Below are 25325 nucleotides of genomic sequence, written 5' to 3'. Positions count from 1 at the left end.
CATTCTCAATTATGACATCGCAATTATGAATTATGCATTAGTAAAGGATTTTGCATTTTCAGTTATTATGCTATAATTAGGCCATGCAAGAACAAAAAAGTCTTTCAGATTTTGATTATTTTCCAGCCGAAAAGAGTCTTTCAAAAGTGGCCGAAAAGGCCTTTAGCCGGCTTTCATTCACATTCACGAAAGAGCACCTTGAAGCAATCATTCACTCAGCCCTTTCCCCGGATGCCAGCGACAACGACCGCTATGTCCTCGCCTGTATGCTAAAAAACGCTCAGGTCGCCTCTCAGGGAGTCTTCCCCCTTTGTCAGGACACTGGAATCGCAAATATCTTCGCATGGAAAAAAGGCTCTTTTGCAAGCGAAAATGCCTTTAAGGAATTGACCGAGGGGGTCAGAAAAATCTACGATGAAAAAAAGCTCCGCTTTTCAACGACAGTGCCGTCATCTTTTTATGAAGAATTTGACCCGAAAAACAATCTTCCGGCGCAAATCTCGATTTTTGAATCAGACTGTGCCCTTGCTCCTACCCCTTCATTTGTAAAGGATGCCCCAAAAGACTCATTAAATTTTCTTTTCTGCGCAAAAGGCGGCGGTTCATCGAATAAAACCAGTTTCATTCAGGGAACAAAAGCCTTTCTCACAAAAGAGCGTTTTTCTGCCCTCATGAAAGAAGAGCTGGAGCATTTCGGAACCAGTGCCTGCCCGCCCTACACCATTGCCATCGTAGCAGGAGGCTTAAGCCCGGAGCAGAATCTTCTGGCACTCAAACTGGCCAGCATGGGCGCCTACGACGGCATGACCTACAAGGCCAACGAATACGGCTTCAGGGACAAGGAACTTGAAGAGCTGGCAATAAAAATCGCCTCGGAGTCAGGATACGGCTCGCAATTCGGAGGCAAAAAATTCGCCCTCAGCGCAATTGTTGTCCGACTGCCCCGCCACGGAGCCAGCTGCCCGATTTCTTTTGGAGTCTCATGCTCGGCTCACCGCAATTTAAAGGCAATCCTCACAAAAGACGGCCTTTACCTTCAAAAAACGGTGGCAAATCCCAGCGAACTTGAAGGATTTGAAAAAGCAGTGGCTATGGCAGAAAAAAACACAGAAAATGGCGCAAAAGCCGAAAACGAGCGGATTATCACGAGTGAAGGAAACATTTCCTCAGTTCTTGAAACCCTTGACACTGCAAAACCTGGAGACAGAATCATCTTAAACGGGAAGATTCTCGTAGCCAGGGATGCCGCTCATGCCCGCTGGCAGAAATTGCTGGACGCAGGAAAACCACTCCCGGACTACACGAAAAAATACCCCATCTGTTACGCCGGCCCTGCCCGCACTCCGGAAGGCAAAATCATCGGAAGTTTCGGGCCGACCACAGCAGGCAGGATGGATGTCTACGCGGAAAGCCTTATGAGCCGGGGTGCGGCACTAGTCACGCTGGCAAAAGGAAACCGCAGCAAAGGCTGGACGACCGCCTGCAAAAAATACGGCTCTTTCTATCTGGGAACTCCCGGCGGAATCGCAGCCCTCATTGCAAGCGAATATATCGTAAGCCAGGAAATCATAGACTACGAAGAATTGGGAATGGAAGCAGTCCGTCTGGTTGAAGTGCAGAACCTCCCCTGCTTCGTCATCACAAACAAAAACGGAGAAGATTTTTATGAGCGATAAACTTCCTGTATTTGACAGAAAAGCCGCCCTTGACCTTTTGGACAATGACGAGGACTTGCTTCAGATTCTCATTGATTCTTTCCTTGAAGAAAATAAATTTGAAAAGAAAGTCCTAGAAAATCTAATCGCAAGCGGAAAGATGAGCGAGGCGGCAAGTTATGTCCACGCAACAAAGGGAGCCGCCCGCCAGCTCTGCATGGAAAAACTCAAGACATCAGGGCAAAAACTTGAAGACCTGCTCCGCGGAAAAAGCGATGGAGAAGCCCAACCTCTGGTTGAAGAAATGTTTGAGGATTATAAAGAAGCGGTAAAAGTCCTGACAGAATAAGCGGCAAGGAAATTCCTGTAAAGTGCTTCTGAAAACTCTTCTAGGCTCATATTTCTTAGCTGGCAGGCCTTTTCATAGACTCTTTTTATGTCTTGGGGGAAAGTCTCGGACTCGCCCTTTAAAGTTTGATAAGGTGCGTCTGTTTCAAGGAGAATGTTTTCAAGAGGAAGATTTTTAAGGCAATCTATGGCTGATTTTTTGCCATTTAAAATAGGTTTTCCGAAAGAAAAATAAGCATTGACTCCGTGATTTTTAAGGGATTCGGCCTCGCGAAGCGTTCCTGGAAAAGAGTGAAAGACGACGGCAGGGAGTTTTTTCAGTTCTTTTGAATAGGTAAAGATTTTTTCGATTGATTTTCTGAGATGAAGCACCAGAGGAAGATTGTACTTTTTAGCCAGAGAAAGCTCTTCGTTAAAAACGATTTCCTGCTCACGGGCGCTGGCTTTGTAGTCCGGCGTAAAAAAATCGAAACCGCACTCCCCGATTGCGATGATTTTCCTAGAGAGACAGAGAGATTCCAGCAAGGAAAGCATGGAAGAAAAATTATTTTTTATAAAGTAAGAAGTTACAATCTGTGGATGAATGCCGTAGGAAATAAAAGCGCAAGGGTATGTAGCTGTGGCGGAGCCAGTCGGAAGCGAAGCGGACGACCGAGGGCTACCGAGCGGCGGAACACCCGACCCGAACGGAAAAGCGCACGACAACGAGAGTGCGCGAGTGAGGGATGCGCCCGAAAAAAATTCAAATTCTTCCTGAGAGTGACAGGATGAAACGCAGAAATACTGCTCATTTTCGCCAAAATGCGGCTCTTTGGAGTGAGAAAGGTGGATATGAGCGTCACAAAATATCGTTTTTTTCAAAAAATCACCTTAAAAAAGCAAAAAAAGCTAAATGTTGCTTTCAGTATACCGAAAATATAAGTGTACGGCATCGCATTAGCGGTGGAAATTTTGAAAAAGTTGTCCAATTTGGGCTGGGAGAAAAATATGGGAACATACACACTTAAAAGCATTGGAAGCAATTCAGATTACATGACTGTCGTTCGTGAAATGGATGACGGATATGTCGTTCGCATCGTACGCGACAAAGACGGATACGATGATGTGACCACAGACTACATCAGCAAGGCTTTGTTTGAGAGTTGTGTTCGCACAGGATATTTGACGAAAGTATCTGAAACAGAAAAAATCGCGGTAAACGCGTAAATAAAACTCGACAACACAAAAAAAAGCGGGCTCTCGGTGTGAACCTGCCAAATAAGTCGCTGTGAGCATAGCTCAGGCGACTTTTTGTCAGAACCACACCTACGCCCGCTTTTTTATTGCATTTTCGGGTAACCTCGACTCCAACTTTCATCTTCCACAATCTTACAGGCGGCCTCGAATCGCTTTTCTACGCTCATTTCCTGGGGAAGCCAGTGGATTTGGATTCCTTTTTTTTCCATGCAGCGGAACCAAGTTTCCTGCCTTTTCGCGAACTGACCGATAGCCAGCTGCAAGAGATTTTTCATTTCTTCTTTGGATTTGTATTTTCCCTGTAAATAATCGCTTACGAAACGGTATTCAAGCCCCAAGGCTTCAAGGCGGCTCCACTCTGCCCCGTTCTCGCTTTTGTGGGCGTGGAGATTCTCAACTTCCTCGATGAGGCCTTCTTCCATGCGGTCGGAAAGTCTTTTGGCAATTCTCTCCCGAACTAAAGTGCGGTCGAGGGTTGTTCCAAGCACCAGCGGTTTTATCTCTGGCCGGGAAGCACGCAGCTTTTCCCGCTCAAGTCTGCACTCTTCTGAGATATTGAATCGGTTTATGAGGATTGATTTTATCATTCGCTCCTTGTCACCGAATTCGGAAGTGTTGTGGAGCTTTTCTTTTTCACGCGTGAGGATTTCTTCCAGCTCTTTTTCACTCTTCTTTTCAAGCTCTTCCCGCTCGCCAGGCTTTTCGACAAAGGGAATCATGTCGTAGTGCTGAAGGATTGAATCGACATACATGCCGGTGCCGCCTACGCAAATTGGGAGTTTTCCCCGGCTTGTGATGTCGGAAAAAGCTTTGTAAAAATCTTCCTGAAAGTCAAAAAGATTGTACTCTCGCTTTAAATCGCATACATCGATGAGATGATAGGGAATGCTTTTTCCGTTCAGAGTGTAGTCCGCCAAGTCCTTGCCGCTTCCGATGTCAAGACCTTTGTAGACCTGTCTTGAATCCGCGCTGATAATCTCGCCGTTAAAGCGGTCGGCCAGGCGCACACCGATGGCGGTCTTTCCCACGGCGGTAGGGCCGATTACGAAAATGCAGTTAAAATCTTTCACGAGTGTAATATAACATATTTCCGGCTTTTTTGCACAGAAAAAGCAAAGTTAGTCAGTAAAAAGAAACTGGCTCTTAATTGACAGTATACTTTTTTTTTATATAGTATTTCTAAATCATTTCTATTTTAGGAGTTAAAAATGAAAAAAATTTTAGCATCTCTTACATGCGCCGCATCCCTTTTGCTCTCAGCATGTACTTCAATCGAAGACTTGGGAAGATTCACTGTAATCTCATCAAAAAATGTAGACTTGTCACGGCTCGGTGAAATGCAAAGAATGCCAGAAAAAACAGAAACAAAAAAATATAACGCACGATTTCTCTTCATCAAGTACAGTAAAATATCTGACTCGTATGTTCTTGAAAACGCTTTGGACAGTGCCTTGGAATCAATTCCAGGAGCAGTTGCCCTTGTCGATGCAAAAGTTCAATACTATAAAAAAACCGGATTTTTAGGAATCACAGGAAAATGGGGCTATAAATTTGAAGGAACAGCCCTCATTGATTCTGCTATATTCGGTGAAAGCAATTTACCGACTGATAACGGAACGATTTTCGTAATTTCAAATGAAACAGACGGAAAACTTGCATTCGTAACCGAAAAAGAATTCAATTCTGTACTTGCTGAAATGTCAGAACTTTAAGATTCAGATGACCGTATTTCATTGCCGAAATACGGTCTTTTTTTGTCAGGAAAATTAAAATGAAAAAAATTATCACGTTTCTTCTTATTTCGCTGATTTCGATTTCAGCATTTTGCAAAAACATAAGCATCAAAGTAACTGGAGAAGATTACAATAAAATCAGAATCCACAACTATTCTTCTTTTGAAAAAATTAGCGGAATCGTAAAGAAAATGGAAAAATCCAATAACGGTTTCGGAGCACCGAGTATTTTAGACAGATTTACGGTCGAAGGTATTGACGGCGAAACTGACATAAAAGGGAAAATCAAGGAGGACGGTTATCTGGTCATCGTACTCGACAAGGAATATGATGGCAAAATCAAAGCAAGTCTGTCTTATAAAAACTATCCCGGCTATGATATTGTCATCATAAATTTTGAAGACAAATAAATTTGTTTTCACCTTTAACCAAAAATTAAACCGCACCGACGAAAGTCGTTGTCGGCTTTGAAAATTATGTTATGTGATATTAATCTACCACATATAATCCATGTAGTCTGTTATTTTCCTTGTCAAAGCAGTTTTGTATTATCGAATAATAAGAATCGTCACCATATTCAAAGTTTCTGAACAAAGAGAATGCAATCAAATCAGCAACTTGTATAGAACGCGAAATTGATGAGTCCAAAAACAGAGGAACTTCTGCAAAATTATTCAGTTTTTCGTTCAGTCTGTTTCCAAGTGTCTGATAGATTTTTGACCAGTTTTGATACTGATTTTCCATTTTGCTTTTATCAAAAATAGCAAGCCCTCTGGCAGACTCATCATGTTTCAAGAATTTCCGTTTTAAGTATTTGTCAAATCGGCTTGTAAGTTGAGAGAATAATTCCTCAGGAACATCTTCCGCTGAATTATTGATTACAGCACCAAACAAGATAAACTGTCTGGGATAATTCTCTTTTATATAATTGAGAGTATCTTTTAAAATCGCCTCTCTTTTATCTTTTGGAAAACCTCTCCAAACTCCTTTACCGCTTCTGATAGGACTTGCATGAAGTTCTAAATCAGATCTTCCTATGTGTTTTAGCATGATTTCATCCACAGCTTTTTGAATCCAAAAAGTTTGGTTCTCAAAGGTTGAGAAGCCTGCCAAAACACTGTATTTTACATTCGGATCTGATGAAACTCCTGAGTCATCTGCATACAAAAGGTACATAAAAACTTCCAAGACAAAAAAAAAGAGAGCCAAGCGAGAAACCTCGACGCACCACTTAAAGGCAGCACTCTTGACCCTTGATTAAAATATAACTACGGTTTTACAAAAAGTCAATACTTTAATATTTAACTTAATTTGTGAATGGTCTGTTAAAGTATTTCCATGTGCATATAATGCAATTGCAAAAATAAAACTCATGGATAAAAGAAAAAAGTTTCTTTATGTGTTAATTCTTAACAATGGATATTGATTAAATACATCAGCGCATATTAAATCTTCATTTAAATTAATCAGTTTTAAAACAAGAGGTCGTATAATCTTCTGTGAAAAGGAGCTCTTTTTCATTTCTTCCTGAAAAACTTCAGATTCTTCTAATGACAAAGTTATCTCCGAATTAGAAATTTCAAAACAACCAAGCCCGTCACATGAAATACGCTCAAGGAAAACCATACCATTTTGTATATTAAAATCTATAAAACAACTACCATCATAGCAGCCCAAACAATATTCTGCAGGGCGTGAATCAGGCATGTTATAAAGATAAAAAGTCAAATTTTTACATATTTCAAGTTCTCTTGAAAATAATACAGATTTAGTTTTCATATAATCTATCATTATTTCCATGCAATGCTTAAAAGCATCGTCATCTTCTTTTAGGCTATTGTAACTATCTTCATCAAGATATTCTAGAAAATGCCAAATGTTTACACATTCTTCATTTTCTGTAACCAAATATGGAACAGTACCTCTTCTAATATATGAAACAAAAATTATAGGACTGAATTTATCATGTACATAACGATATTGTATTATTTTATCCTTTTTTAAATAAAATGACGATTTACAATGATATCCATATTCTTCAAGAAAAGAATATTCTTTAATGAATTTTAACTTCAACTCTTTTATATTTGGAAAATAATAACAAACTGATAATGTTATGCAAAATAAAATAACAAGACCAATCAACCAAGGTAAACAATACCTTAATCTTTCTGACGTATCTGTAAGTCCAGGAGCGTTGATGCATAAAAAGGCTATCATAGTGAGTGCGTAAAATGCAAGAGATATTATACAAATTGTCTGAGGTTTATTTGGAATCCCCTCTATTCTTGTCTTCATACTTTTAAAACCTAAGCGCCCCAGTGCGGGCGTCCACATAACCTTTGTTATGCTTTTATTTATTCTATGAAAATCTACTTCGTGTAGAACTATTATTTTCAAGCTCCCTTACAAGTACAAATCATATCATCCCATAAATATTCTATGTTTATCAATATCCCATTTATTGTTCTTATATGAATTAATTGACCATTTTGAAGTTCTTCTATTTCATGAGATTCAATTAAGGTAGAGTTATTTATTGCATATCCTAACGATTTATATCCTGGATCTGATAGACAAGTTCCATAAAAATTAATTTTTTTTATATTAGAGGTCATAAACATTTTTTCGAGTTTATTTAGAAATTCTTCATAAGACTTTGTTTTAAAAACAGTCTTATTTTTTTTTGTCAAAGATTTTGTAAGTTGAAAATGCAGGAAATCCATTATTTTCACAGAATATTGAATAGTCATGTTTTCCATAATAAGTTATACCATTTTGTTTGAATAATTCATAAGAACCAATTGGCTTTATATTAGAAACAGAAAGTTTTCTTATTACTAATAAACAGGGAAAACAAATTATAGGGAGACCTAAATAAAAAGCTAACGCAATAATAATTCCCTTTTTTATATTTTTTCTTTTTAATTTATTTAATGCGATATTTCTTTCTTCTTCGGATTTACATTCATTTATTATCTTTTTTTGAATTTCAGAATTTTTTTTGAGTTCTCTTGAAATCAATTTATATATTACGAGAGCAGTGCAAATAATAAAAATACCTATAATCGAAAAAAATATAAACTTCATTATTTTTTTTATTTCCTAAAGCGCCTCAAGTAGCGGGCGTCCACATAACTTTCAGTTTACACGACCCGGCAGACCGCGCACTTCAGGTATTCTGACTTCGGGTAGCCCAGCAAAACAGGATGGTCGGGGCCGGCTCCGTATTTTGCGAGAATCTGCACCCGTTTTTTTGAGTCTTCGGCGGCTTTCATGAGCATTCCGTAAAAATGCTCGGCATCGAAGAAATATGAGCATGAGCAGGTGACGAGGATTCCCTTTGGATTCAAGAGGCGCATGGCACGGAGGTTGATTTCCTTGTAGCCGCCATAAGCCTTTTCGATATTCTTGGCGCTTTTGGTGAAAGCCGGCGGATCGAGGATAATCAAATCGAATTTTTCGCCTGATTTCTCGTATTCTTTTAGCAAATCAAAGACATCGGCACAGACGGCCTTCATTTTTGAGCCGGCTTTGTTCATCTCAATGTTCTTCTTGACCAGCTCCACTGCCTCCGGGGAAATATCCACGGAAATGACTTCCTTTGCCCCGCCCTTAAAGGCATTCAAGCCGAAGGCACCTGTGTGGGTGAAGGTATCCAGAACCCGCTTTCCCTGAGAAAGGCTTCCTGCCACGCGGCGATTGTCTTTCTGGTCAAGGAAGTAGCCGGTTTTCTGACCGTTTGCAAAATCCACCTCGATTAAAACATCGTTTTCACAGATAGTGATTTTTTCTTCCCTGACTTCACCGTCCCAGCAGCATCTCAATTTAAGGCCTTCCTTTTCTCGGCTGGGAGCGTCGCTTTTCTCGTAGACTCCGTAGGGCTTAATGATTTTTCGCAAGGCGTGCATGATTTCCTTTCGGAAGACCTCACAGCTTAAAGTTGAGAACTGAACCACGAGATAGACATTTTTGTTCACATCGACGAAACGCTCGACGATAAGGCCGGGGATAAAGTCTGTCTCGCCGTAAACAAGGCGGTAAGAATCCTTTATTGAATAATGCAGCTTCCGCAAATCGTAGGCGGCCTGAATCTTCTCGTCATAAAAAGCCTGTGCGTCTGCCATAATCTGGTCGGCGTGCTCGCTTCCAATCAGGCGGACGGTGATTTTTGATTTTTTGTTGATTACGCCGCTTCCCAAAAAAGCTCCGCCCTTGGCAAATACTTCAACGACGCTTCCGTCTTTTACATCGTCACAAGCACTACATTCTGCCAAAGAGGCCTGCTTTACGCCCTCAGCAGAATCATATTTGATGTGAGAAATCTCGTTATCAAAAACCCAGGGAAAGCCCTGCTTGATTTCCTCTTCTTCATTCTTGTTCAAAAAAATTCGCGCGTACATAAAGACAGTATAGATTTTTTTTCGGGAAGAAACAACTGAGATTCCTAAATAAAATTCCGTAAAAAACGCTTGACAATGAAAAAAAAAAAAATGTATAATAGAATTTAGATTTTATTCAAAAGGAGTGTATTATGAATAAAAAACTTCTCGCTGTTAGTGCAGCATTGTTGATTAGTACTAGTGCAAGTATGTTCGCAGACAACATCGGTCCTGGTCTCGGTCGTGTCTTGCTCAAGGGCAAACAGGGAAAACTTTGGGAATTCTTGGGTACAACCTTGAACGGTCTTTGTGGTAACGGCATGTTCGCTCTCACGACAGGTACATTGGGTTATGAAGAAGGAGCGGCTATCGCGCTCGCTGATACAAACCGCTTCATCGCCGATAACATGGACAACCTCGCACAGGATATTGCTATGGGCGATGGTGAATATTTGGATGTTTTGGCAGATATGCTCGCTGTGTCTGACAAAGCAACTTTCAAGAGCACACTTCAGGCAAACTTCAACGACATCTACTCATCAAGCGATGTTTCGGCAACAGAAGTTAGTGCGAAAATCTACGCTCTCGTAGGCTAATGTGTTAGTCTGTTCCATACAGAAAAAAAGCAGACGGTTAGTATGCCGTTTGCTTTTTTTGTTTTTATTTCTGATTCCCGCAAGAATTTTTTCTCAATCACAATACGAAGATTCCCTTATTCAAAAGGCGAACGATCTTTCTTTATACAAAGATGATTACTGGCTTTTGCTCGGTCATTACAAGCGCACGCTTACAGGTTACAAGAGCCTAGTTGACGGAGAGGAATTTTTTCTCGCCCCTGACGGAAAGCAAAATCCAAAGTCAGAAATGGAAGCTACGATAAGGGCATTCTTCTCTCCAAAAGAAGACGGCAAGGAACATCCGACTTATGTATATTCAGCCCGCTACAAATGGCTGTGCCAAAAACTCGAAATCGACAAATCCCAGATTCTGTATGACGGTGACAAAGACTATGAAATCGTAAAAAGTCGCATAAAACCGACTGCCATATACCTTGTTTTTCCTGCCGCATATATGAACGACCCTGCCTCTATGTTCGGTCATTTGTTCTACCTGATAGAAAGCGAAAACATTCCTCATCTTGCGGGGCTTTCCGTAAACTACGGCGCGATTGCCACAGACCCGCCGAGCCTCATATATGCGATAAAAGGTCTTTTAGGCACTTATCCTGGAAGATACGATATAATTCCGTATTATCAGCAGATTACGAAATACAGTTACCTTGATATGCGCGACACATGGGAATATAAACTTTTACTGACAGACGATGAAATCGACTGGCTTTTGCGCCATATAATCGAAATGACTTTCACCTACTCCGACTATTATTATCTTAACGAGAACTGCGCTTATTGCATGCTTTTTCCGATTGAGGTCGCCCGCCCCGCAACAAAACTAACCGACAAATTCGGAATGATTGTAGAGCCGATTCAGGTCATTCAGAGACTTCAAAAAGAAAAATTGCTTGACGAAGCCCAATACAGACCGTCACTTTACAGCAAAATGCAATACGAAAAATCTTTTTTGACCAGAAAACAAAAGAAATTCATAAAAAAACTCTGCTTCGGGAAGGCAGATGTGTCATCGCTTCCATCTGACGGCATGAAAAAAGAAGAGCTGGCAAAACTCTGGGAATTCAGTGCGGATTATCTGAAATATCTTTTGTCGGAAAGTAAGATTACACAGCAGGAATATCAAAAAAGATTTCTCACAGTTCTTTCAGAGCGCAAAAAAATTTCCGAGATGGAGTCCCTGTCGAAAAATATTCCGGTTCCAGACGAGCAGCCGCAAAAAGCGCACGGGTCTTCGATGCTTTCGCTAGGAGGCGGAGTCGTTGACAAAAACGCTTATGGAGAAGCGAGATTCCGATTGCTCACGCACAATCTCATGGATACAGATTCAGGTTATACGCCAAATTCCCAGATTGAATTTCTTTCAGGATGCGGAAGATATGATTTTTCGCAGGAAAAATTTTCATTGCGCTATTTTGACCTTGCGAACATAATTTCTCTCCCTGTCAGCGATACTTTCATGAAGAAAAAGTGCATTCAGTTCCGCACAGGACTTTCTCAAAATCTCAGCAAAGACGGAACTGAAGACTTAGCATGGCGACTAAAACTCACGCTCGGATTAAGCACCTTGCTCACAAAACATAACCAAATCTATTTTTTCTTGGGTGCGGACACATTTTTCTCGCCAGTCTATGACTATTGGGCAGACGCGCTCGCAGGCGGAGAAATCGGTATTATCACGAGCGCAGGGATATGGAAACAGCACCTCCATGCGACGGCATATCAGTCGCCAGTCGACATAAAACACACCCAGTTCAGCCTTTGCGCAGAAGAACGAATCGCCCTGCATCAGAATGTCGCGCTGAAAGCCTACTACAGTTTTTCAGGAGATTTCAGGCAAACATGGCATGAGGCGGGCGGCTCGCTGAGCATATATTATTAAAGAATAATTCCTAAAATCCATACTCCACGTCTTCGCTTTTTTTGACGGCGGGCTGGAAAATCTGGGTCATAACTTCCATTGCCTGACGAACCGGGATAAATGTAATGCCTTTTTTAACATGATCAGGAATGTCGTCCAGGTCCCGCTCGTTGGCTTTGGGGATAAAAATCGTCTTGATTCCGTTTCGGCGGGCAGCCACAGTCTTTTCACGAAGGCCACCGATCGGCATTACAGCTCCCGTTAAATCAAGCTCGCCCGTCATGGCAACATTCGGCTTTATGGGCCGGCCTGTCAAAAGTGACATTAAAGTCGTGGCCATGGTGATTCCCGCACTCGGACCGTCTTTGGGCGTTGCCCCCTCAGGAATGTGAAGGTGAATTGTATTCCGCTCGAACCACTGGGCTTTTTTGATGTTGTGCTCAATCGCATACTGTTTGACCCAGTTCATGGCAATCTGGGCAGATTCCTTCATTACATCTCCCATCTGGCCGGTGAGCTGAAGGCCTCCCTTGTCGCTTGGGAAAGTGATTGACTCGATTAAGAGTGTGTCGCCGCCCATGCTGGTCCAGGCAAGCCCTATTGCCGTTCCCGGCCGGTCAGCCTTTTTTATTTCGCTTTCGTCGAAGACAGGCTTTCCAAGGTACTTGTCAAGATCTGGAGCGTCAATCACAAAAGTCTCTTTTTTGAGGGAGCCGATTTCCTCATCGGTGACGGATTTAGTGACAGCCCCAAGCTTTTTGCTTTCGGCAGGAATTCCTGTGAGAATCTGGGTGATGAGTTTCCGGTGGATTTTATCGACGCACTTTTCATAATGGCGCACACCGGCTTCACGGGCATATTCCTCGGCGATTCGGAGCAATGCTTCCTTGGTGTATTTGACCTGATTTTTAGAAAGGCCGTTCTTAACAAGATTTTTGGGAATAAGGTATTTTTTTGCAATCTCAAGCTTTTCCTGATCGATGTAGCCTGCAAGGGAGATGATTTCGGCACGGTCAAGGAGAGGCTCAGGGATTTTGTCCAGTGTGTTTGCCGTAAGAATGAAGAAGACATTTGAGACATCAAAAGGCAAGTCCAAGTATGAGTCGCGGAAACTAACATTCTGCTCAGGGTCTAAAACTTCAAGCAAGGCAGAAGCCGGGTCGCCGCCGGAGTAGCTGGCTCCCATTTTGTCAACTTCATCAATCAAAAAGACCGGTGACTTTGTTTTGGCGATTTTCAGGCCCTGAAGGATTTTTCCGGGCATTGCTCCGACATAAGTGCGGCGGTGGCCTTTTATTTCAGCCTCGTCCCGCATTCCGCCCACAGAAAAACGGTAGAAAGGCTTGTTCATGGCCTCGGCGATTGAGTGACCGATGGAAGTCTTGCCCACGCCCGGAGGCCCCACGAGAATCATGATTGAGCCCTTGTTGTCTTTTTTGAGCTTTCGGACGGCAAGATATTCCATGATTCGCTTCTTAACATCGTCAAGGCCGTAGTGGTCGCGCTCCAAAATCTTTGCAGCCTTTACCAAATCATAATTTTCCTTTGACTCGTCCTTCCATGGAAGGGTGCAGACAAGCTCCAGATAATTCCGTGAGACAAAATACTCGCTGGAACTTGGATCCATGAGTTTGAATTTCTCAAGCTCGTTCTCAACCGTGTCTAAGATTTCTCCCTCGAATTCAAAATCAGCGATTCTGGCCTTGAATTTCTGGTAGTCAGAGCCGTCCTCGCCCACTCCCAACTCGTCCTGAATCATTTTCATTTCTTCACGGAGGAAGTATTCCCGCTGGTTCTTCTCAAAATTCTCGTTGAGTTCGTTCTGAATCTTTTTCTGGATTCTAAGCAGATCCTGATCTTTTTTGATGTAGACCAGAACCTGCTCCATTCGGGCGCGAACATTGGTCTCTTCAAGGACTTTCTGCTGGTCAGCCTTCTCAACATTGAGGACAGAAGCCACGAAGTCAGCGATTTTACCGGGATTATCGATATTGACCATGTTAAGGCGCATTTCCTCGCTGAAAAGAGGATTGTTCTCGCTGATTTCCTTCATTTCGCTGATGAGGGCGCGGGTAAGTGCCTTTACCTCAAATGTGTCGAATTCTTCGTCTTCAAGATACTCAACGGCGGCCACAATCGGGTTCGACGCGCTCAAAGTCTTCCTGATTTTGAAGCGCTTGATTGTTGAGATAAAGATGTTGATTCCGCCGTCAGGAAGGTTGATTTTGCGCACGATACGGGCCACGGTTCCCACCGTGTACAAATCCTTGATATTGGGAGTCTTGTCGCCGTCTTTTGAATCATCGTCTTTTAAAAGAACAAGGCCGATAAATCCGTCACCCTCGTAGACGCTCTCCACGGTTTTTGCGTCTTCGGGAGAGTTAATCATAATGGGCGTGAAAATGCCAGGGAACATGGGGCGGCCCGCCACAGGAATTATGTTCAGTTTTGGAGGCAAAAAATCCTCGATGGGCATGATTTGTGCGTCCTCGCCCAAATCCTTGAGGGAAACCTTTCGGGTACGCTTACCTTTTTTTTGGGATGAGGAATCAGACTTTTTTTCTTCAGAAGATGCATCGGGCAAATCGTCAAGATTCACCTCAACATCAAAATTATCCTTCATAAAATCTTTGAAGGCATCTTTAGATTTTTCTATATCTTCGTTGTTTTCTTTATTTTCACTAGAAATACTTTCGCTTTCTTTAGTATCTTTGTTTTCATCGTCGTGTTTAGCCATACTATAAATATAATGGAAAGAAGGGCTATCGGCAAGGAAGTTTTTTACTTCTCAAGCCCGGCGTTCACAAAAAGAGTGTCCTGGTACCAGTCAATAATCATGCTGAATTCTTTTGTCTTGTAGTCGGGGCAATCAGCGTGGATTTTCATAACCTTGCCGCTGGTCAGTTCTTTCTGGGGAACTTTCTCGAAGGGAACGAAAGCGCCGTTGTAGAGAACCGTAAATTTCGTCTTGTTAGTAAGGATTTCGCCACTTTTCGCATCGAAGGCGCGGGTCTGCACCGTAACGGCTCGCACTACCCTCTGCAAGTTGTCGAAATTCATATTCACGCTCTCGCCGTTCACTTGAAAACTTGACCACATCACATAAGAACCGATGAGGATTTTGACCCGGTAAGCTCCGTCTTTTAAATAAACAGGCTTTATCGACAGGTACTTGATGTTCTTGTTTGAGCTTTGAGAGACAGTCTTTCCGCTTTTTGTCCTTGAGATAAGGCCTTCGCTCTGCTTAAAATCCCGCTGACTTCCAGGCACTTCCGGCAAGTCGGGGTCACTTTCGTCAAAGAAATAGGCTTTTACAGGAATGTCCATGCCGTAAATGTTGTTCTGCACTCCTGCCACCGGGGTGACCAGATTGAGGGTGACAGGCTTGTACCAGGGACTTAAAATCGATGCGTGGAAAATTCCCGCGTTCCAGGCATACATCCCCAGACAGAAAAGAGCCACTGCAGAAAGAGCATAGCTTGCGATTTTTACTCCCAGCCGGCTCTTTTTTTCAAATTCAGGGATTACGAACTGATTTTTCGACAAGATGATTTGAGCCAGGGAAATTCTGATTGCGTGGGTGTCGTAGTCCCTCAGGTATTTCTTTACGATTTTGATGACAGAATCGATGGACTTATAGCGTTTTTCAGGATTAGCCTTGAGCATTTTGTGAATCATGCGGCATATAACCACGGGAATTGACGGGTCGATTTTCCGGGGATTGATGTACTTGCCCTTTTTGATTTTTTCAAGATTTTCAGCACTGATTGTCGAAGGAAAGGGCTTAGAACCAGTGAGCATTTCATAGAGCATGACGCCCATGGAATAAATGTCTGCCCGATTGTCAACAGAACGGGAATCCATAATCTGCTCAGGGCTCATGTAGGCGGGGGTTCCCAAAGTGACTCCTGTCTGGGTGACATCTCCCGCAACCTTGGTTACAATCCGCTCTGATTTTGTGACCGCGATTTCCTCTATGTCGTCGCTGGCGGCAATTCCGAAGTCAGCCAGTTTCACTTCGGCACGGCGGCTGATTAAGATATTTCCGGGCTTAATGTCACGGTGAACGATTCCTCTTGCATGGGCGAATTTGAGCGCGTAGCAGGCGTCAAGGAAGACAAGAAGAGAAAGTTCCGTACCAAGCGACACCTGTTTTTCAATGACTTGGGCAAGGGAAAGACCATCAACGAATTCTTCTACTATATAATGGCTGTTTCCCTCAACGAAATAATCAAAAAGATGCACGATATAGGGACTTTGCATGTCAAGGAGAATCTGAGCTTCCCGCTTGAAACGCTCCCGAATGGTGGCATTGCCCTTTATCGTGAGTTTCTTGAGAATGACCATGCGGCGAAGAGTCGGATGAACGGCCTTGTAAACAGCCCCCATGCCGCCCTTAGCCACAAGCCCCATAATTCTGTACTTTCCAATCATCTGAGGAAGATTCTCTGCCATCATTTTCTCCATATATAAATTTCTCACAGAGTTCAGGAGTACACAGAGAGCTTCTTTTTAAGGGAGTATTTTCACAAACCATAAGAAACTCTGAGACCTCTCTGCCCTACGAGCATAGCTCTTCGGGAGAATCGCTAAAATTGCTTTGCAATTTTTTAACGCTCCCTATCCGTGAGGAATTTTTATTTTCTTTCTATATCTATAATATCCCGCTCTGGATCGAAGTCGCTCTCTGGAAGAAGCAGGGCCACTTGCTCCACATCGGGATTATGAATCTGAATCAGGCGGTCGCCTTGACGCAGGGCGTACTTCCCCAAAACCGGGCGGTGACCTGTAAAATACAAAGCCTCTTTTTGCGCTGATTCCGGAAGCAGCTCCCTGAAAAGATGCTCCACAGTGCCGTCCTCTGCAGCATCGTTTGCCGTCCATGTGAGGGCAAAAGTGACGATTGAGCGGTCTGCATGATAATTTATAATCTGCTCCCTAGAAAAAAAAGTCGCAGGCTCGGCGTGGCTCACCAAAAAACGGGGAAAAGCGGCGCAAACAGGAAGGGCTTTCTCAAAACAGGAAATTTCATGCAGAATCAAGTCATCGTAAAAATGACGCAAAAAATCAGCCACCATGTTGCCCTCGTCACAGAATTTTCGGAAAGGCACATTGCCGTATTTTTCCCGGTGGTTTTCATTCGTCACATTCTCATGATTTCCTTTTAAAATATGAAAATGAGAGGCAAAGGCTGATTTTAAAGAAAGAATAATTTCCAAAAGGGAAAGATTTTCCAGCATTTCCTGACGCAGAGGTTCATTTACCAGATTCCCCGCCATGCACTCTAAAAAAGCGTTCTTCCACCGCTGTCGGCCACGGTTCTCCGAGTGAAAAATATCACCTACACAGCAAAGAAAAATCCGGCCTTTCTCCAAAAGTGAAAGAACTTTCTCGCCATTTAGTTCAAAATCAAGGATGTCAAGGAGGAATTTTCCCCGACCGTGCAAGTCAGGAATAACAATCACCGGAAGAGAAGCATTTTTGGAATCAGTAAAATCAAGAAGACCGCCGGCATTTTTTTCATCATCTTTGGGTCGGTAGTCCGCGTTTTCCCCCTCAAGCACAGAAATTCCCCCTTCCAGAAGAGAAAGAAGAGCCTCATGACTGGGAAACTGGGGAGAATCAAGATAAGACTGAAGGAGAAAGCGAAGATTTGACAAGGGCGTCCCTGTTTTAAGACATTACCAGTGTCGTTGCGCCTATCGTGATTTTGTCGCCAGGATTGAGCTTGACATACTTATCCGGCGGAATGCGATGACCGTTCAAGAAAGTGCCGTTTGTGCTTTTTTCGTCTTTCAAAAAGTAAGCGTCACGGATTTTCTGAATGGTCGCATGCTGACGGCTGGCCAGTTTGTTATCGATGACAATGGAACATTCAGTTGAACGGCCGATTGTCATCTTCGCCACAAGATTAATCTTCTTTTGATTGAACATTAAATAAGAGACAGGCGCACCCTCAGCTACCTTTTCCAAGTGCTGTCCGATTGGGCTCGTCGTCGCGATAGTTGTATCATTTGCCATATGGCTTGATTATAACACCACATGCCGATTTTTACAAATTATTTCCCTAAAACAAAAACAGGCTCCCAGCGTGAACCTGAAAAAAAGTCGCGGTGAACAAGTTCAAGCGACTTTTTTTCAGAACCCCGCTTCCGCCTGTTTTTGCATTAGCTTACACATGTAAACATCACATGTGTTCTACTCAAGCGTGAGATCACCTTCTTTAATCCAGCCGATTTTGCGGAGGAGGAGGCCGAAGGCCCAGCTTAAAAGGCCGGGGAGGATAAAGCAGACCAGGATAAGGCCAATCCAGTCGAATGCTGACGGGGAAATTGCAGCCGCTCCGTGGGCAAGAGCCGCCTCGCTGGGTGAGTACCAGCCTGCAATCACGCCAATCTGGCCTACAAGGCCGCAGGTTCCCATGCCGCTAGAGACAGCCGCGCCGTTCATTTCCATTTTGAAAAGGCAGGTTGCAATCGGGCCGGTGATTGCCGAGGCAAGCGTAGGCGGAATCCAGATTTTCGGATTTTTGATGATATTCGGCATCTGGAGCATGCTCGTTCCCAAGCCCTGAGAAAGAATGCCGCCCCAACCGTTTTCGCGGAATGAAAGGACTGCAAAGCCCACCATTTGGGCAGAACAGCCGGCCACAGCAGCCCCGCCCGCCAAGCCTACCAAACCGAGAGCCGCACAGATTGCCGCAGAAGAAATAGGGAGAGTGAGGACGATTCCCACGAGAACAGAAATGATGATTCCCATTACGAAAGGATGAAGTTTTGTCGCCCAAACAATGATATTTCCGATTGAAGAAGCCGCAAGACCGATATAGCGGGCAAAAAGAACCGTGAGAAGAGCACCTGAAAGAATAGTCACCAAAGGAGTGACGATGATGTCAACCTTTGTTTTTTTGCTGACCAAGTTACCAAGCTCTGCTGCCGCAACTGCAATCACGAGGACAGCCAAAGGACCGCCCGCCCCGCCAGTCACATTTGCCGCACTGCCGACCGCGACCAGTGAAAAAAGAACCAGGGCAGGAAGCTGCATTGCAAAACCGATACCCACAGCCATTGCCGCGCCGACGACATGACCGTCCGTGGCAAAGTTTCCCGCATCGACTAAAAACTGAAAGACAGGATTTGTTCCCAATCGAAGGAGCTGCTGCCCCAAAGTCTTGATGATTGTTCCGATTAAGAGGGAAGCAAAAAGTCCCTGAGCCATACCGCTGAGAGCGTCAATAAGATAACGCTTGACATACTTGTTCATACGAACTCCTTGTTCAAAAGAACCTTGTGAGAGAATAAAAAAATTGGATTTTTCATTGAGTCACTTCTGATGTAGACCTAGGAGCCTTCGTGAACCCGTTAGACAGTACGCATGAATCTTAAAAGAAGCGGCGAGTCTGTCATCAGTCATCAAAACCGTAACATCTGATTAAATATGTCAGAAAATGTAACAGAAAACTAGAAAATATGCTACTATAAATTATGAAAAAAGGAATCTTTTATGCCGTTAGCACCGGAGCGGGAAATCCAGAACAGATTACATTTGAGGCCATTCGAGTTCTGCGTGAATGTGACGCGATTTTCTTCCCGGAAAGCGAAAAAAACACCATCGCCCTCCACTCAATTTCCCAAATCTCAGGACTAGACCTTTCCCGAAAATCGCTCATTCCCTGCCGCTTTTCCATGACGGACGACAAGGAAAAATCCGCCGCCGAATATGGGAAAGTCGCTTCTGACTGCCTGAAATTCTTACAGGAAGGAAAATCTGTGGTCATGCTCTCCATCGGCGATGTTTCCCTCTACTCCACTGCCGCCCGCACTGTCCGCCTTATACAGAAGGCCGGATTTGAAGTCAAATTTATTTCCGGGGTAAACTCATTTTCTGCCGCCGCCGCTTCCAGTGAAATTTCTCTTTGCGACAGGGATGAAAAACTCACCGTAATTCCGGGAGACGCATTTTTCTCACAAGGAAAGCTAAAATCCGCCTTAAAAGACGAGGGCACAAAAGTCTTAATGAAAATGGGCCGCCACCTAAAGGAAATTATCTCGATTTTGGAGAAGCTGGACATGATTCAAAATGCCACGCTGATTCAAAAAGCCAGCTGCCAAGACGAAAAAATCTTCCGAGGCAAAGAAATCGCCGCCATGACAGAAGAAGACATAAAAGCGTCATACCTTTCCGTTATGATAGTAAAATGCTGATTGCTAATCGCTAATTCCTAATTTCAAGTTTCTGTGCTATACTTCTCTTATGAAAAAAAATATTCTTTCTATATTTCTTGCGCTTTTTGCTTTCTCTGCTTTTTCTCTTTCAAAAGCATTTGATTATAAAAATTACACGCTCACGGCCTACTATCCTGAAAGCGTCCAGCCGGGAGATGCGGTCTTTATACGCCTTTGCTTTGAGTCAAAAAACAAAAATTTCATCAAATCTCTTCCCGCTGCAAAGGAATCAGGCAGTCTTGAAATATTCCGAGTTAAAGAGGATGGAAATCTTAACGAAAAGGCGACTTCAAAATCACTTTTTTACAAAATAGAAGAAAACAAGACAAAAAAACTTCTTCGCTCGGTGCTGCTTTCAGGCGCTCCTCTTTCAACTTACGCAAAAACCGGAGACTATTCAGCAGAAATTAAATTTTCGGTCCTTGGGGAAGAAAACAAAATCTCCCTTCCCGTAAAAATCATCGAAAAAGAATTCGTCTCGGAGACCATTCCCCTCAACGCGTCAAACACGGCAATCAAAACAAATGTCTCTTCTGAGCGCATGGATCAAATCAACCGACTCAACAAGATTCTGGACACAAAAAACGCAGACGCAATATATTTTGACGCCGCTTTTAATCCGCCGAATCCAGCTACACGGCGAACTTCTTTCTTCGGGGACCGCCGTATTTACGCATACAACAACGGAAAATCTTCCACAAGCCTGCACTACGGAATCGACTACGGAGTTCCCACTGGAAGCGAAGTCCGTGCCTGCGCCGGCGGAAAGGTCGTTATGGCAGAAGACAGGATTTCCACAGGATGGAGCATCTGCATTGAGCATCTTCCCGGCCTTTATTCCCTTTACTATCACATGAGCGAGCTTAAAGTCGAAGTCGGGCAGATGGTAAAACAGGGAGAACTTATCGGGCTTTCAGGGGCCACTGGCCTTGCCACAGGTCCTCACCTGCACTGGGAAATGAGATTAAACATGGAAGCCGTAAGCCCGGACTTTTTCGTAAGTGATTTTACCTTTAAAGAAGAGGCAGGCAAAAAGAAAAATTAACTTCCGTTCACTAAGCGAAGGAATTCCTCTTCATTGATAATAGGAATTCCGAATTTGGCGGCTTTAACATTCTTGCTGGAGCCGCTTTCCGTGTCGTTGGTAACCAGGTAGCTCAGGTCTTTTGTAACGGAAGATTTGCAGCTGCCTCCCGCTTTTTTGACCATAGCCTCAGCGTCAGTCCTTTTCATAGTGCGAAGCTCGCCTGTAAAACAGAATGATTTTCCGCTCAGGGCTCCGCCACCGATTTCCTCGATTTGAATAATGCCATTTGCCACAAGGGAGCGCATTTCCTCGGCGTTTTCAGCCAGCCCTTCCACAAAGATTTTGGCGGTGATTTCGGCAAAGCCGTAGACGGCGGCAATTTCTTCTTCGCTGGCAGAAAGGAGTTTTTCGAGAGAATTGAAGCCAGCGTCAATGAGTTTTTGTACCATGGTTTCGCCCATTCCCTCAATGTCAAAGCCCGCGATAAAGACAGCAAGTGCCATTCTGCGGTGATTTTGTATGCTCTCATAGACTTTTTTTGCGCCAAGGGAATCTTTCTGGCTTTCTATTGACTCTTCGTTTAAAAAATAAGGGACAAGGCTTTCTGTCGTAAGGGAGTAAATGTCTGAAATTGAAGAAACTTCCTTATTTTTAAAAAGGGAGCGCAAAAGAGTGTCGCCGAAGTCGCGGATATCTACCACGCCAACCCATTTTTGAAGCTGGTGCAGCACTCTCTTCTCGCAGGATTTATTTGGGCAGAAAAGCCGGCTTCCCTCGTCCCGAAGTGGACTTCCGCAGACAGCGCAGGTACTGGGGAAAATAATAGCGCTTGTTTTCTGCCCTTCTTCCTCAGGCAGAACGCTTTCGATTTTGGGAATGATTTCTCCACGCTTTACGACCACAACCTTGCTTCCGATTTTGACTCCCAGAGAGCGCATGGTGTCGGGATTTGCAAGGGAAGCGCGCTGAACAGTGGTTCCGTTTAGCTGAACTTCGTCAAAAATAGCCACCGGGGTGTAGGTCGCGCCCGACTCGCTCCACTCAACCTCGCGCAAGACAGAGACTGCCTCTTCAAGGGAAAATTTAAATGCAATCTGCCGGTCAGGGCGGGCGCGGCTTGCGTCTGCCAAATCAATCCGTCTCTCTTTTATGACAAGACCGTCGATGTCGTAGTCAAGGCTTTTTCGCTCTTCCATTACTTCTGCCCGATAAGAAATTACATCTTCCGCGCTTTTGCAGATTTTTAATGGAGAAGTCTTAAAGCCCATGCTTTTAAGCCAGCTGATTTTTCCCTCTTCGTCTGAAAAAGGACTTTCCCCTTCCGTGGCAAGGGCATCATAAGTCATAAGAAGGAGATTTTCGCTTCCGCTTCCGTCCTTTCTCTTCATGAGACCGTTGGCGGCATTACGGCAGTTTGCCTTGTCGGAATAGAATTTTTCGTGGACGGTGTGGCTCATAATAACTTCGCCGCGAATTCCGCCCGTAAAATCGATTTTTTTGTGTTCACAATCAAAGAGGGCTGCCTGAACGCCCTGCATTTTTTTTGCGTTGGCCGTGATGTCGTCTCCAATCGTTCCGTCGCCGCGGGTAACAGCCCTCATAAGCTCGCCGTGAACATATTGAAGTTCCAAAGATGCTCCGTCCAGTTTGTACTCAACCAGATATTCATCGTAAGCGTGATTTTTTGCCCATGCCAAAAATTGTTCCGGGTTCGCCGCCTTTTCCTGGCTTCCCATAGGCATAATGTGGCGGATTTTTGCAAAGTTTCCGCTGTCGGCTCCGACCCTTTGCAAGACAGGATTATTCGGGTCAAGGGATTTCAGCTCATCCCAGAGCCTGTCGAATTCTGCGTCGGAAATTTCTCCCTCGCCGTTGTAGTATGAGTCCTGATATTTTTTGATGAGTGTCGCAAGCTCGCTGATTCGAGCCGATTCGTCAATGTCAAATAAATCTGCCATAGGTAATCCTTTTTTTATCAGACGCAGATATACGCAGATACACACAGATTTATTGTTTGGCCATCTGCGTTAATCAGTGCCATCCGCATCAAATTCTTTCAAACATCATTTCGTTGATGACACGGTTTGCGTCAATGCCTTTCTGCTCGAATCTCGTCTCAGGCCTCCATTCCTGGTGTGGAGCATAGCCTTGGTAGCGATTTTTAAGTCCCTCAGTCGCCGTCAGTTGCTCCATGCCGAACTCTGCATAAGGAAGCCAGTCGGTCACAAAATAGAGATAGCCGCCTTTTATGAGCTTTTGTGTCATTAGGTCAGTGCGGGGGCGCTGAATCAGTCGGCGCTTGAAATGGCGCTTTTTCTGCCAGGGATCTGGAAAGAAAATGTGGAAGGCAGAGACGCTTTGGTCAGTGAGTTGATTTTTAAGCACTTCCATAGCGTCATACTCAATAATCCTGAGATTTTTAAGTCCCCGGTCACTGATTTCACCAAGAAGTTTTCCAACGCCTGGTTTGTGGACTTCAATTCCTATGTAATTGATATTTGGATTTTCACTGGCAATGATTGCGGTGGCCTTTCCCATGCCGAAGCCTATTTCGACCACCACAGGATTTTTATTTCCGAAGATTTTCTCAAAATCAAGCTTTTCTTCTGAATAAGGAAGGCAGAATTGGTCATGAAGCTCCTCGTAAGCCTTTCGCTCACTGGCCGTAAAATGCCCCTGACGGAGGACGAATGTGTGTATCTCCCGATGAATTCCGTCGGATTTTCGAACTATTTCATTATTGTTATTATCGTCACTCATTTTAATACCTTTTTTCCGTTTTCAACTTTCAGTTTTCCGTTTTCAAGTTTTCTGCCGGCATCATACAGATAATACTGTTTCCTGGTGCGACATAACAAATTCGTTTAGTACGGGCAAGTTTGTAGTCTCTGAGAATCGCATCATTATTTTTCCACGAACTTTTTGCCTTTCCCATAAAAAGAAGCTCGCCAGATGCATCGTAAACAGCAACATTCTCCGTAACATTGGAGAGAATTTTTTTGCAAGCAGTGGAATTTGCCGAAAGCAGCTCTTTATCGTAATTTACCGAAAAACGGATCGAATCCTCACTGCCAGCTGCATCTTTATACAAAAGCATATATTCTCCAGTCGGAAGAGAATCGCCTTCAGGTACATTTAGATTCAAAGAATAAGCATAGCTTTTATTCAGGCCTGTGAAAATTCCAGGTTTGGCAACTGACCATGTATAGCCTGATTCAGTATTTGAAATCGTAAAATTATCCGCTCTCTGTATGTCGCTCGTAACCTGAACAAAAACGGCAAGGCGAACGGAAGGAAGCGATTCACTGTCAGAATAATCAAAAACTACCGTAGCGGATGCAGATACAACATCGGCCTCGCTTTCTGCACATGAAAAAAGAGAAAAAGAAAAAAGCGCAATGAAACAGAAAAAAACTGAATGACGCACGGTTAAAAATTGAAAATTAAGTTGATAACCGTCAAATCCTGATTAGCGAATTCATTAACGATAGACTCGAATTTGACATTGAGTTTTTTACAGGCATCGTCAAGGTAAGAAAGATAGTACAAGCCCAAATCCGTGCTGCCCTGACCGTCTGGAATTTCACGGTAAAAATCGATAAGGGAGCGTTTGTTTGTATCGGCAGCCATTTTATCCTCAATGTTTGCCTTAGCTTCCTGATTTTCGTCACTTTTGTTAAGGACCATAATCTGCAAGCGCCCCTGCTTACCGATAGCCGTTGAGCCACCGCCTAATTTCCATGACAGTGAAACAAGTTCGTGCTTGCGTTTGAGTTCTGCTATGATTTTTGAGCGAACTTCTGGGTCAAAAAGCAATGCGTCGAGGTCATCCACACCATTATAGAGAACTTTCGCTTCTTTTTTGAGATTCTGGTTTTCGGCATTAAGAGCAAGTTCCATAAGAAGGATTGAAATATACTCTGCAACACGAGATTTCTCCATATAAATCTGAAGAAGATGGCGGATTGCGATGTTAATCTGAGTGAAAGCCTCTTTATCCTTGAAGAATTTCAAGATGATGTACCAATTCATGAGAGAAAGCCGATTAAGGAATTTTTCGGTCATGAGAAGATAAATGTTGCGCTCCTCAAGGGAATATTCCTTGTTTTCCATGATTGACTTCCAGACTGGGTCAAGGATTTCTTTTTTTGCCTGACGGACAACAGTTTCTTTTTTGGAAATCATTCCGCGCAGCTGTTTGTCTTCGATTTTGGTGCGCTCATCAATGA

General features: G+C 43.6%; 24 protein-coding genes. 9 read left to right on the top strand and 15 right to left on the bottom strand.

The genetic code is table 11. From position 1 onward, the window contains the following. The first annotated feature begins 83 nt into the window (after positions 1-83). Both B2089_RS06575 and B2089_RS06570 read left to right on the top strand, forming a co-directional pair. Positions 84-1676 carry a FumA C-terminus/TtdB family hydratase beta subunit gene (locus B2089_RS06575; protein WP_296322467.1) on the top strand — a complete coding sequence of 531 codons (1593 nt, stop codon included), beginning with the start codon at positions 84-86 and terminating at the stop codon, positions 1674-1676. Continuing rightward, complete coding sequence (locus B2089_RS06570; RefSeq protein ID WP_296322470.1) at positions 1666-2004, top strand: Hpt domain-containing protein; 339 nt, start codon at positions 1666-1668, stop codon at positions 2002-2004. The genes B2089_RS06575 and B2089_RS06570 overlap by 11 nt, the downstream gene beginning before the upstream one ends. Here the strand turns inward: B2089_RS06570 and B2089_RS06565 are convergent. Then, the gene (locus B2089_RS06565; RefSeq protein WP_296322473.1) at positions 1971-2864 is read right to left on the bottom strand and encodes a TatD family hydrolase; all 894 of its coding nucleotides are present in this window, start codon (positions 2862-2864) and stop codon (positions 1971-1973) included. The genes B2089_RS06570 and B2089_RS06565 overlap by 34 nt on opposite strands. A gap of 126 nt (positions 2865-2990) precedes the next feature. Here B2089_RS06565 and B2089_RS06560 point away from each other — a divergent pair, with 126 nt between their 5' ends. Continuing rightward, positions 2991-3209: a hypothetical protein gene (locus B2089_RS06560; protein ID WP_296322476.1), complete on the top strand. Its 219-nt coding sequence runs from the start codon at positions 2991-2993 to the stop codon at positions 3207-3209. Between the two features lie 113 nt (positions 3210-3322). On the opposite strand, the gene miaA is transcribed toward B2089_RS06560, so the two are convergent. Continuing rightward, entirely contained in the window at positions 3323-4309 is a 987-nt protein-coding gene (gene miaA, locus B2089_RS06555; RefSeq protein ID WP_296322479.1) for a tRNA (adenosine(37)-N6)-dimethylallyltransferase MiaA, read from the bottom strand. 138 nt (positions 4310-4447) lie between these two features. On the opposite strand from miaA, the gene B2089_RS06550 reads away from it, so the two are divergent. Beyond that, a complete protein-coding gene (locus tag B2089_RS06550) occupies positions 4448-4951 on the top strand; it encodes a hypothetical protein (protein ID WP_296322481.1) in 504 nt (167 codons plus the stop codon). 59 nt (positions 4952-5010) lie between these two features. Further along, positions 5011-5382 (top strand): hypothetical protein, encoded by a 372-nt coding sequence (locus B2089_RS06545; RefSeq protein WP_296322483.1) that lies wholly within the window; start codon positions 5011-5013, stop codon positions 5380-5382. 79 nt (positions 5383-5461) lie between these two features. On the opposite strand, the gene B2089_RS06540 is transcribed toward B2089_RS06545, so the two are convergent. The 4 genes from B2089_RS06540 to B2089_RS06525 form a co-directional block, all read right to left on the bottom strand. After that, positions 5462-6181 (bottom strand): DUF3800 domain-containing protein, encoded by a 720-nt coding sequence (locus B2089_RS06540; protein WP_296686427.1) that lies wholly within the window; start codon positions 6179-6181, stop codon positions 5462-5464. Between the two features lie 186 nt (positions 6182-6367). Next, entirely contained in the window at positions 6368-7372 is a 1005-nt protein-coding gene (locus B2089_RS06535; RefSeq protein ID WP_296322489.1) for a hypothetical protein, read from the bottom strand. Positions 7373-7648: 276 nt separating this feature from the next. Continuing rightward, positions 7649-7996 carry a hypothetical protein gene (locus B2089_RS06530; RefSeq protein WP_296686424.1) on the bottom strand — a complete coding sequence of 116 codons (348 nt, stop codon included), beginning with the start codon at positions 7994-7996 and terminating at the stop codon, positions 7649-7651. Between the two features lie 122 nt (positions 7997-8118). Beyond that, positions 8119-9375 carry a class I SAM-dependent rRNA methyltransferase gene (locus tag B2089_RS06525; RefSeq protein ID WP_296322495.1) on the bottom strand — a complete coding sequence of 419 codons (1257 nt, stop codon included), beginning with the start codon at positions 9373-9375 and terminating at the stop codon, positions 8119-8121. A 131-nt stretch (positions 9376-9506) separates the two neighbouring features. Between B2089_RS06525 and B2089_RS06520 the strand changes: the two genes are divergently transcribed. Then, positions 9507-9950, top strand: a complete 444-nt coding sequence (locus B2089_RS06520) for a DUF3015 family protein (protein WP_296322498.1) — start codon at positions 9507-9509, stop codon at positions 9948-9950. Between the two features lie 49 nt (positions 9951-9999). After that, a complete protein-coding gene (locus tag B2089_RS06515) occupies positions 10000-11865 on the top strand; it encodes a DUF4105 domain-containing protein (RefSeq protein WP_296686419.1) in 1866 nt (621 codons plus the stop codon). A 10-nt stretch (positions 11866-11875) separates the two neighbouring features. Here B2089_RS06515 and lon read toward each other — a convergent pair whose 3' ends face one another. The 5 genes from lon to B2089_RS06490 form a co-directional block, all read right to left on the bottom strand. Further along, positions 11876-14467: an endopeptidase La gene (gene lon, locus B2089_RS06510; protein ID WP_414717866.1), complete on the bottom strand. Its 2592-nt coding sequence runs from the start codon at positions 14465-14467 to the stop codon at positions 11876-11878. Positions 14468-14625: 158 nt separating this feature from the next. Further along, the gene (locus B2089_RS06505; RefSeq protein ID WP_296322503.1) at positions 14626-16299 is read right to left on the bottom strand and encodes a serine/threonine protein kinase; all 1674 of its coding nucleotides are present in this window, start codon (positions 16297-16299) and stop codon (positions 14626-14628) included. Between the two features lie 182 nt (positions 16300-16481). Next, positions 16482-17504, bottom strand: coding sequence for a metallophosphoesterase (locus tag B2089_RS06500; protein ID WP_296322506.1), 1023 nt, complete (start codon positions 17502-17504; stop codon positions 16482-16484). Between the two features lie 13 nt (positions 17505-17517). Then, positions 17518-17865 (bottom strand): FHA domain-containing protein, encoded by a 348-nt coding sequence (locus tag B2089_RS06495; RefSeq protein WP_296322508.1) that lies wholly within the window; start codon positions 17863-17865, stop codon positions 17518-17520. A 177-nt stretch (positions 17866-18042) separates the two neighbouring features. Further along, entirely contained in the window at positions 18043-19107 is a 1065-nt protein-coding gene (locus B2089_RS06490) for a PTS transporter subunit IIC (RefSeq protein WP_296322511.1), read from the bottom strand. A 221-nt stretch (positions 19108-19328) separates the two neighbouring features. Between B2089_RS06490 and cobI the strand changes: the two genes are divergently transcribed. Together cobI and B2089_RS06480 are read left to right on the top strand one after the other, a co-directional pair. Beyond that, a complete protein-coding gene (gene cobI / locus B2089_RS06485; protein WP_296322512.1) occupies positions 19329-20048 on the top strand; it encodes a precorrin-2 C(20)-methyltransferase in 720 nt (239 codons plus the stop codon). A 49-nt stretch (positions 20049-20097) separates the two neighbouring features. Further along, positions 20098-21114, top strand: a complete 1017-nt coding sequence (locus B2089_RS06480; protein ID WP_296322515.1) for a M23 family metallopeptidase — start codon at positions 20098-20100, stop codon at positions 21112-21114. On the opposite strand, the gene ligA is transcribed toward B2089_RS06480, so the two are convergent. The 4 genes from ligA to B2089_RS06460 all read right to left on the bottom strand — a co-directional run. Then, positions 21111-23054, bottom strand: a complete 1944-nt coding sequence (gene ligA / locus B2089_RS06475) for an NAD-dependent DNA ligase LigA (RefSeq protein ID WP_296322518.1) — start codon at positions 23052-23054, stop codon at positions 21111-21113. The two genes, B2089_RS06480 and ligA, sit on opposite strands and share 4 nt — an antisense overlap. An 88-nt stretch (positions 23055-23142) precedes the next feature. Then, positions 23143-23856 (bottom strand): tRNA (guanosine(46)-N7)-methyltransferase TrmB, encoded by a 714-nt coding sequence (trmB, locus tag B2089_RS06470; protein WP_296322520.1) that lies wholly within the window; start codon positions 23854-23856, stop codon positions 23143-23145. A gap of 28 nt (positions 23857-23884) precedes the next feature. Further along, positions 23885-24523, bottom strand: a complete 639-nt coding sequence (locus B2089_RS06465; protein WP_296322523.1) for a hypothetical protein — start codon at positions 24521-24523, stop codon at positions 23885-23887. 2 nt (positions 24524-24525) lie between these two features. Next, positions 24526-25325 (bottom strand): hypothetical protein (locus B2089_RS06460; protein ID WP_296686412.1); only part of this gene is annotated, 800 nt, incomplete at its 5' end.

This window comes from Treponema sp. UBA3813 (assembly GCA_002368605.1).
In the GTDB taxonomy this organism is placed as follows: domain Bacteria; phylum Spirochaetota; class Spirochaetia; order Treponematales; family Treponemataceae; genus Treponema_D.
Note: the sequence above shows the minus strand (reverse complement) of the source record. Positions and strands in the feature narration are given on the sequence as shown.

What these genes read in the sequence shown, in the direction of transcription:
- B2089_RS06575 (WP_296322467.1), top strand. Translation starts at nt 84, where the DNA reads ATGCAAGAACAAAAAAGTCTTTCAGATTTTGATTATTTTCCAGCCGAA.
- B2089_RS06570 (WP_296322470.1), top strand. Translation starts at nt 1,666, where the DNA reads ATGAGCGATAAACTTCCTGTATTTGACAGAAAAGCCGCCCTTGACCTT.
- B2089_RS06560 (WP_296322476.1), top strand. Translation starts at nt 2,991, where the DNA reads ATGGGAACATACACACTTAAAAGCATTGGAAGCAATTCAGATTACATG.
- B2089_RS06550 (WP_296322481.1), top strand. Translation starts at nt 4,448, where the DNA reads ATGAAAAAAATTTTAGCATCTCTTACATGCGCCGCATCCCTTTTGCTC.
- B2089_RS06545 (WP_296322483.1), top strand. Translation starts at nt 5,011, where the DNA reads ATGAAAAAAATTATCACGTTTCTTCTTATTTCGCTGATTTCGATTTCA.
- B2089_RS06525 (WP_296322495.1), bottom strand. Translation starts at nt 9,375, where the DNA reads ATGTACGCGCGAATTTTTTTGAACAAGAATGAAGAAGAGGAAATCAAG.
- B2089_RS06520 (WP_296322498.1), top strand. Translation starts at nt 9,507, where the DNA reads ATGAATAAAAAACTTCTCGCTGTTAGTGCAGCATTGTTGATTAGTACT.
- lon (WP_414717866.1), bottom strand. Translation starts at nt 14,467, where the DNA reads ATGAAGGATAATTTTGATGTTGAGGTGAATCTTGACGATTTGCCCGAT.
- B2089_RS06505 (WP_296322503.1), bottom strand. Translation starts at nt 16,299, where the DNA reads ATGGCAGAGAATCTTCCTCAGATGATTGGAAAGTACAGAATTATGGGG.
- B2089_RS06495 (WP_296322508.1), bottom strand. Translation starts at nt 17,865, where the DNA reads ATGGCAAATGATACAACTATCGCGACGACGAGCCCAATCGGACAGCAC.
- B2089_RS06490 (WP_296322511.1), bottom strand. Translation starts at nt 19,107, where the DNA reads ATGAACAAGTATGTCAAGCGTTATCTTATTGACGCTCTCAGCGGTATG.
- cobI (WP_296322512.1), top strand. Translation starts at nt 19,329, where the DNA reads ATGAAAAAAGGAATCTTTTATGCCGTTAGCACCGGAGCGGGAAATCCA.
- B2089_RS06480 (WP_296322515.1), top strand. Translation starts at nt 20,098, where the DNA reads ATGAAAAAAAATATTCTTTCTATATTTCTTGCGCTTTTTGCTTTCTCT.
- ligA (WP_296322518.1), bottom strand. Translation starts at nt 23,054, where the DNA reads ATGGCAGATTTATTTGACATTGACGAATCGGCTCGAATCAGCGAGCTT.
- trmB (WP_296322520.1), bottom strand. Translation starts at nt 23,856, where the DNA reads ATGAGTGACGATAATAACAATAATGAAATAGTTCGAAAATCCGACGGA.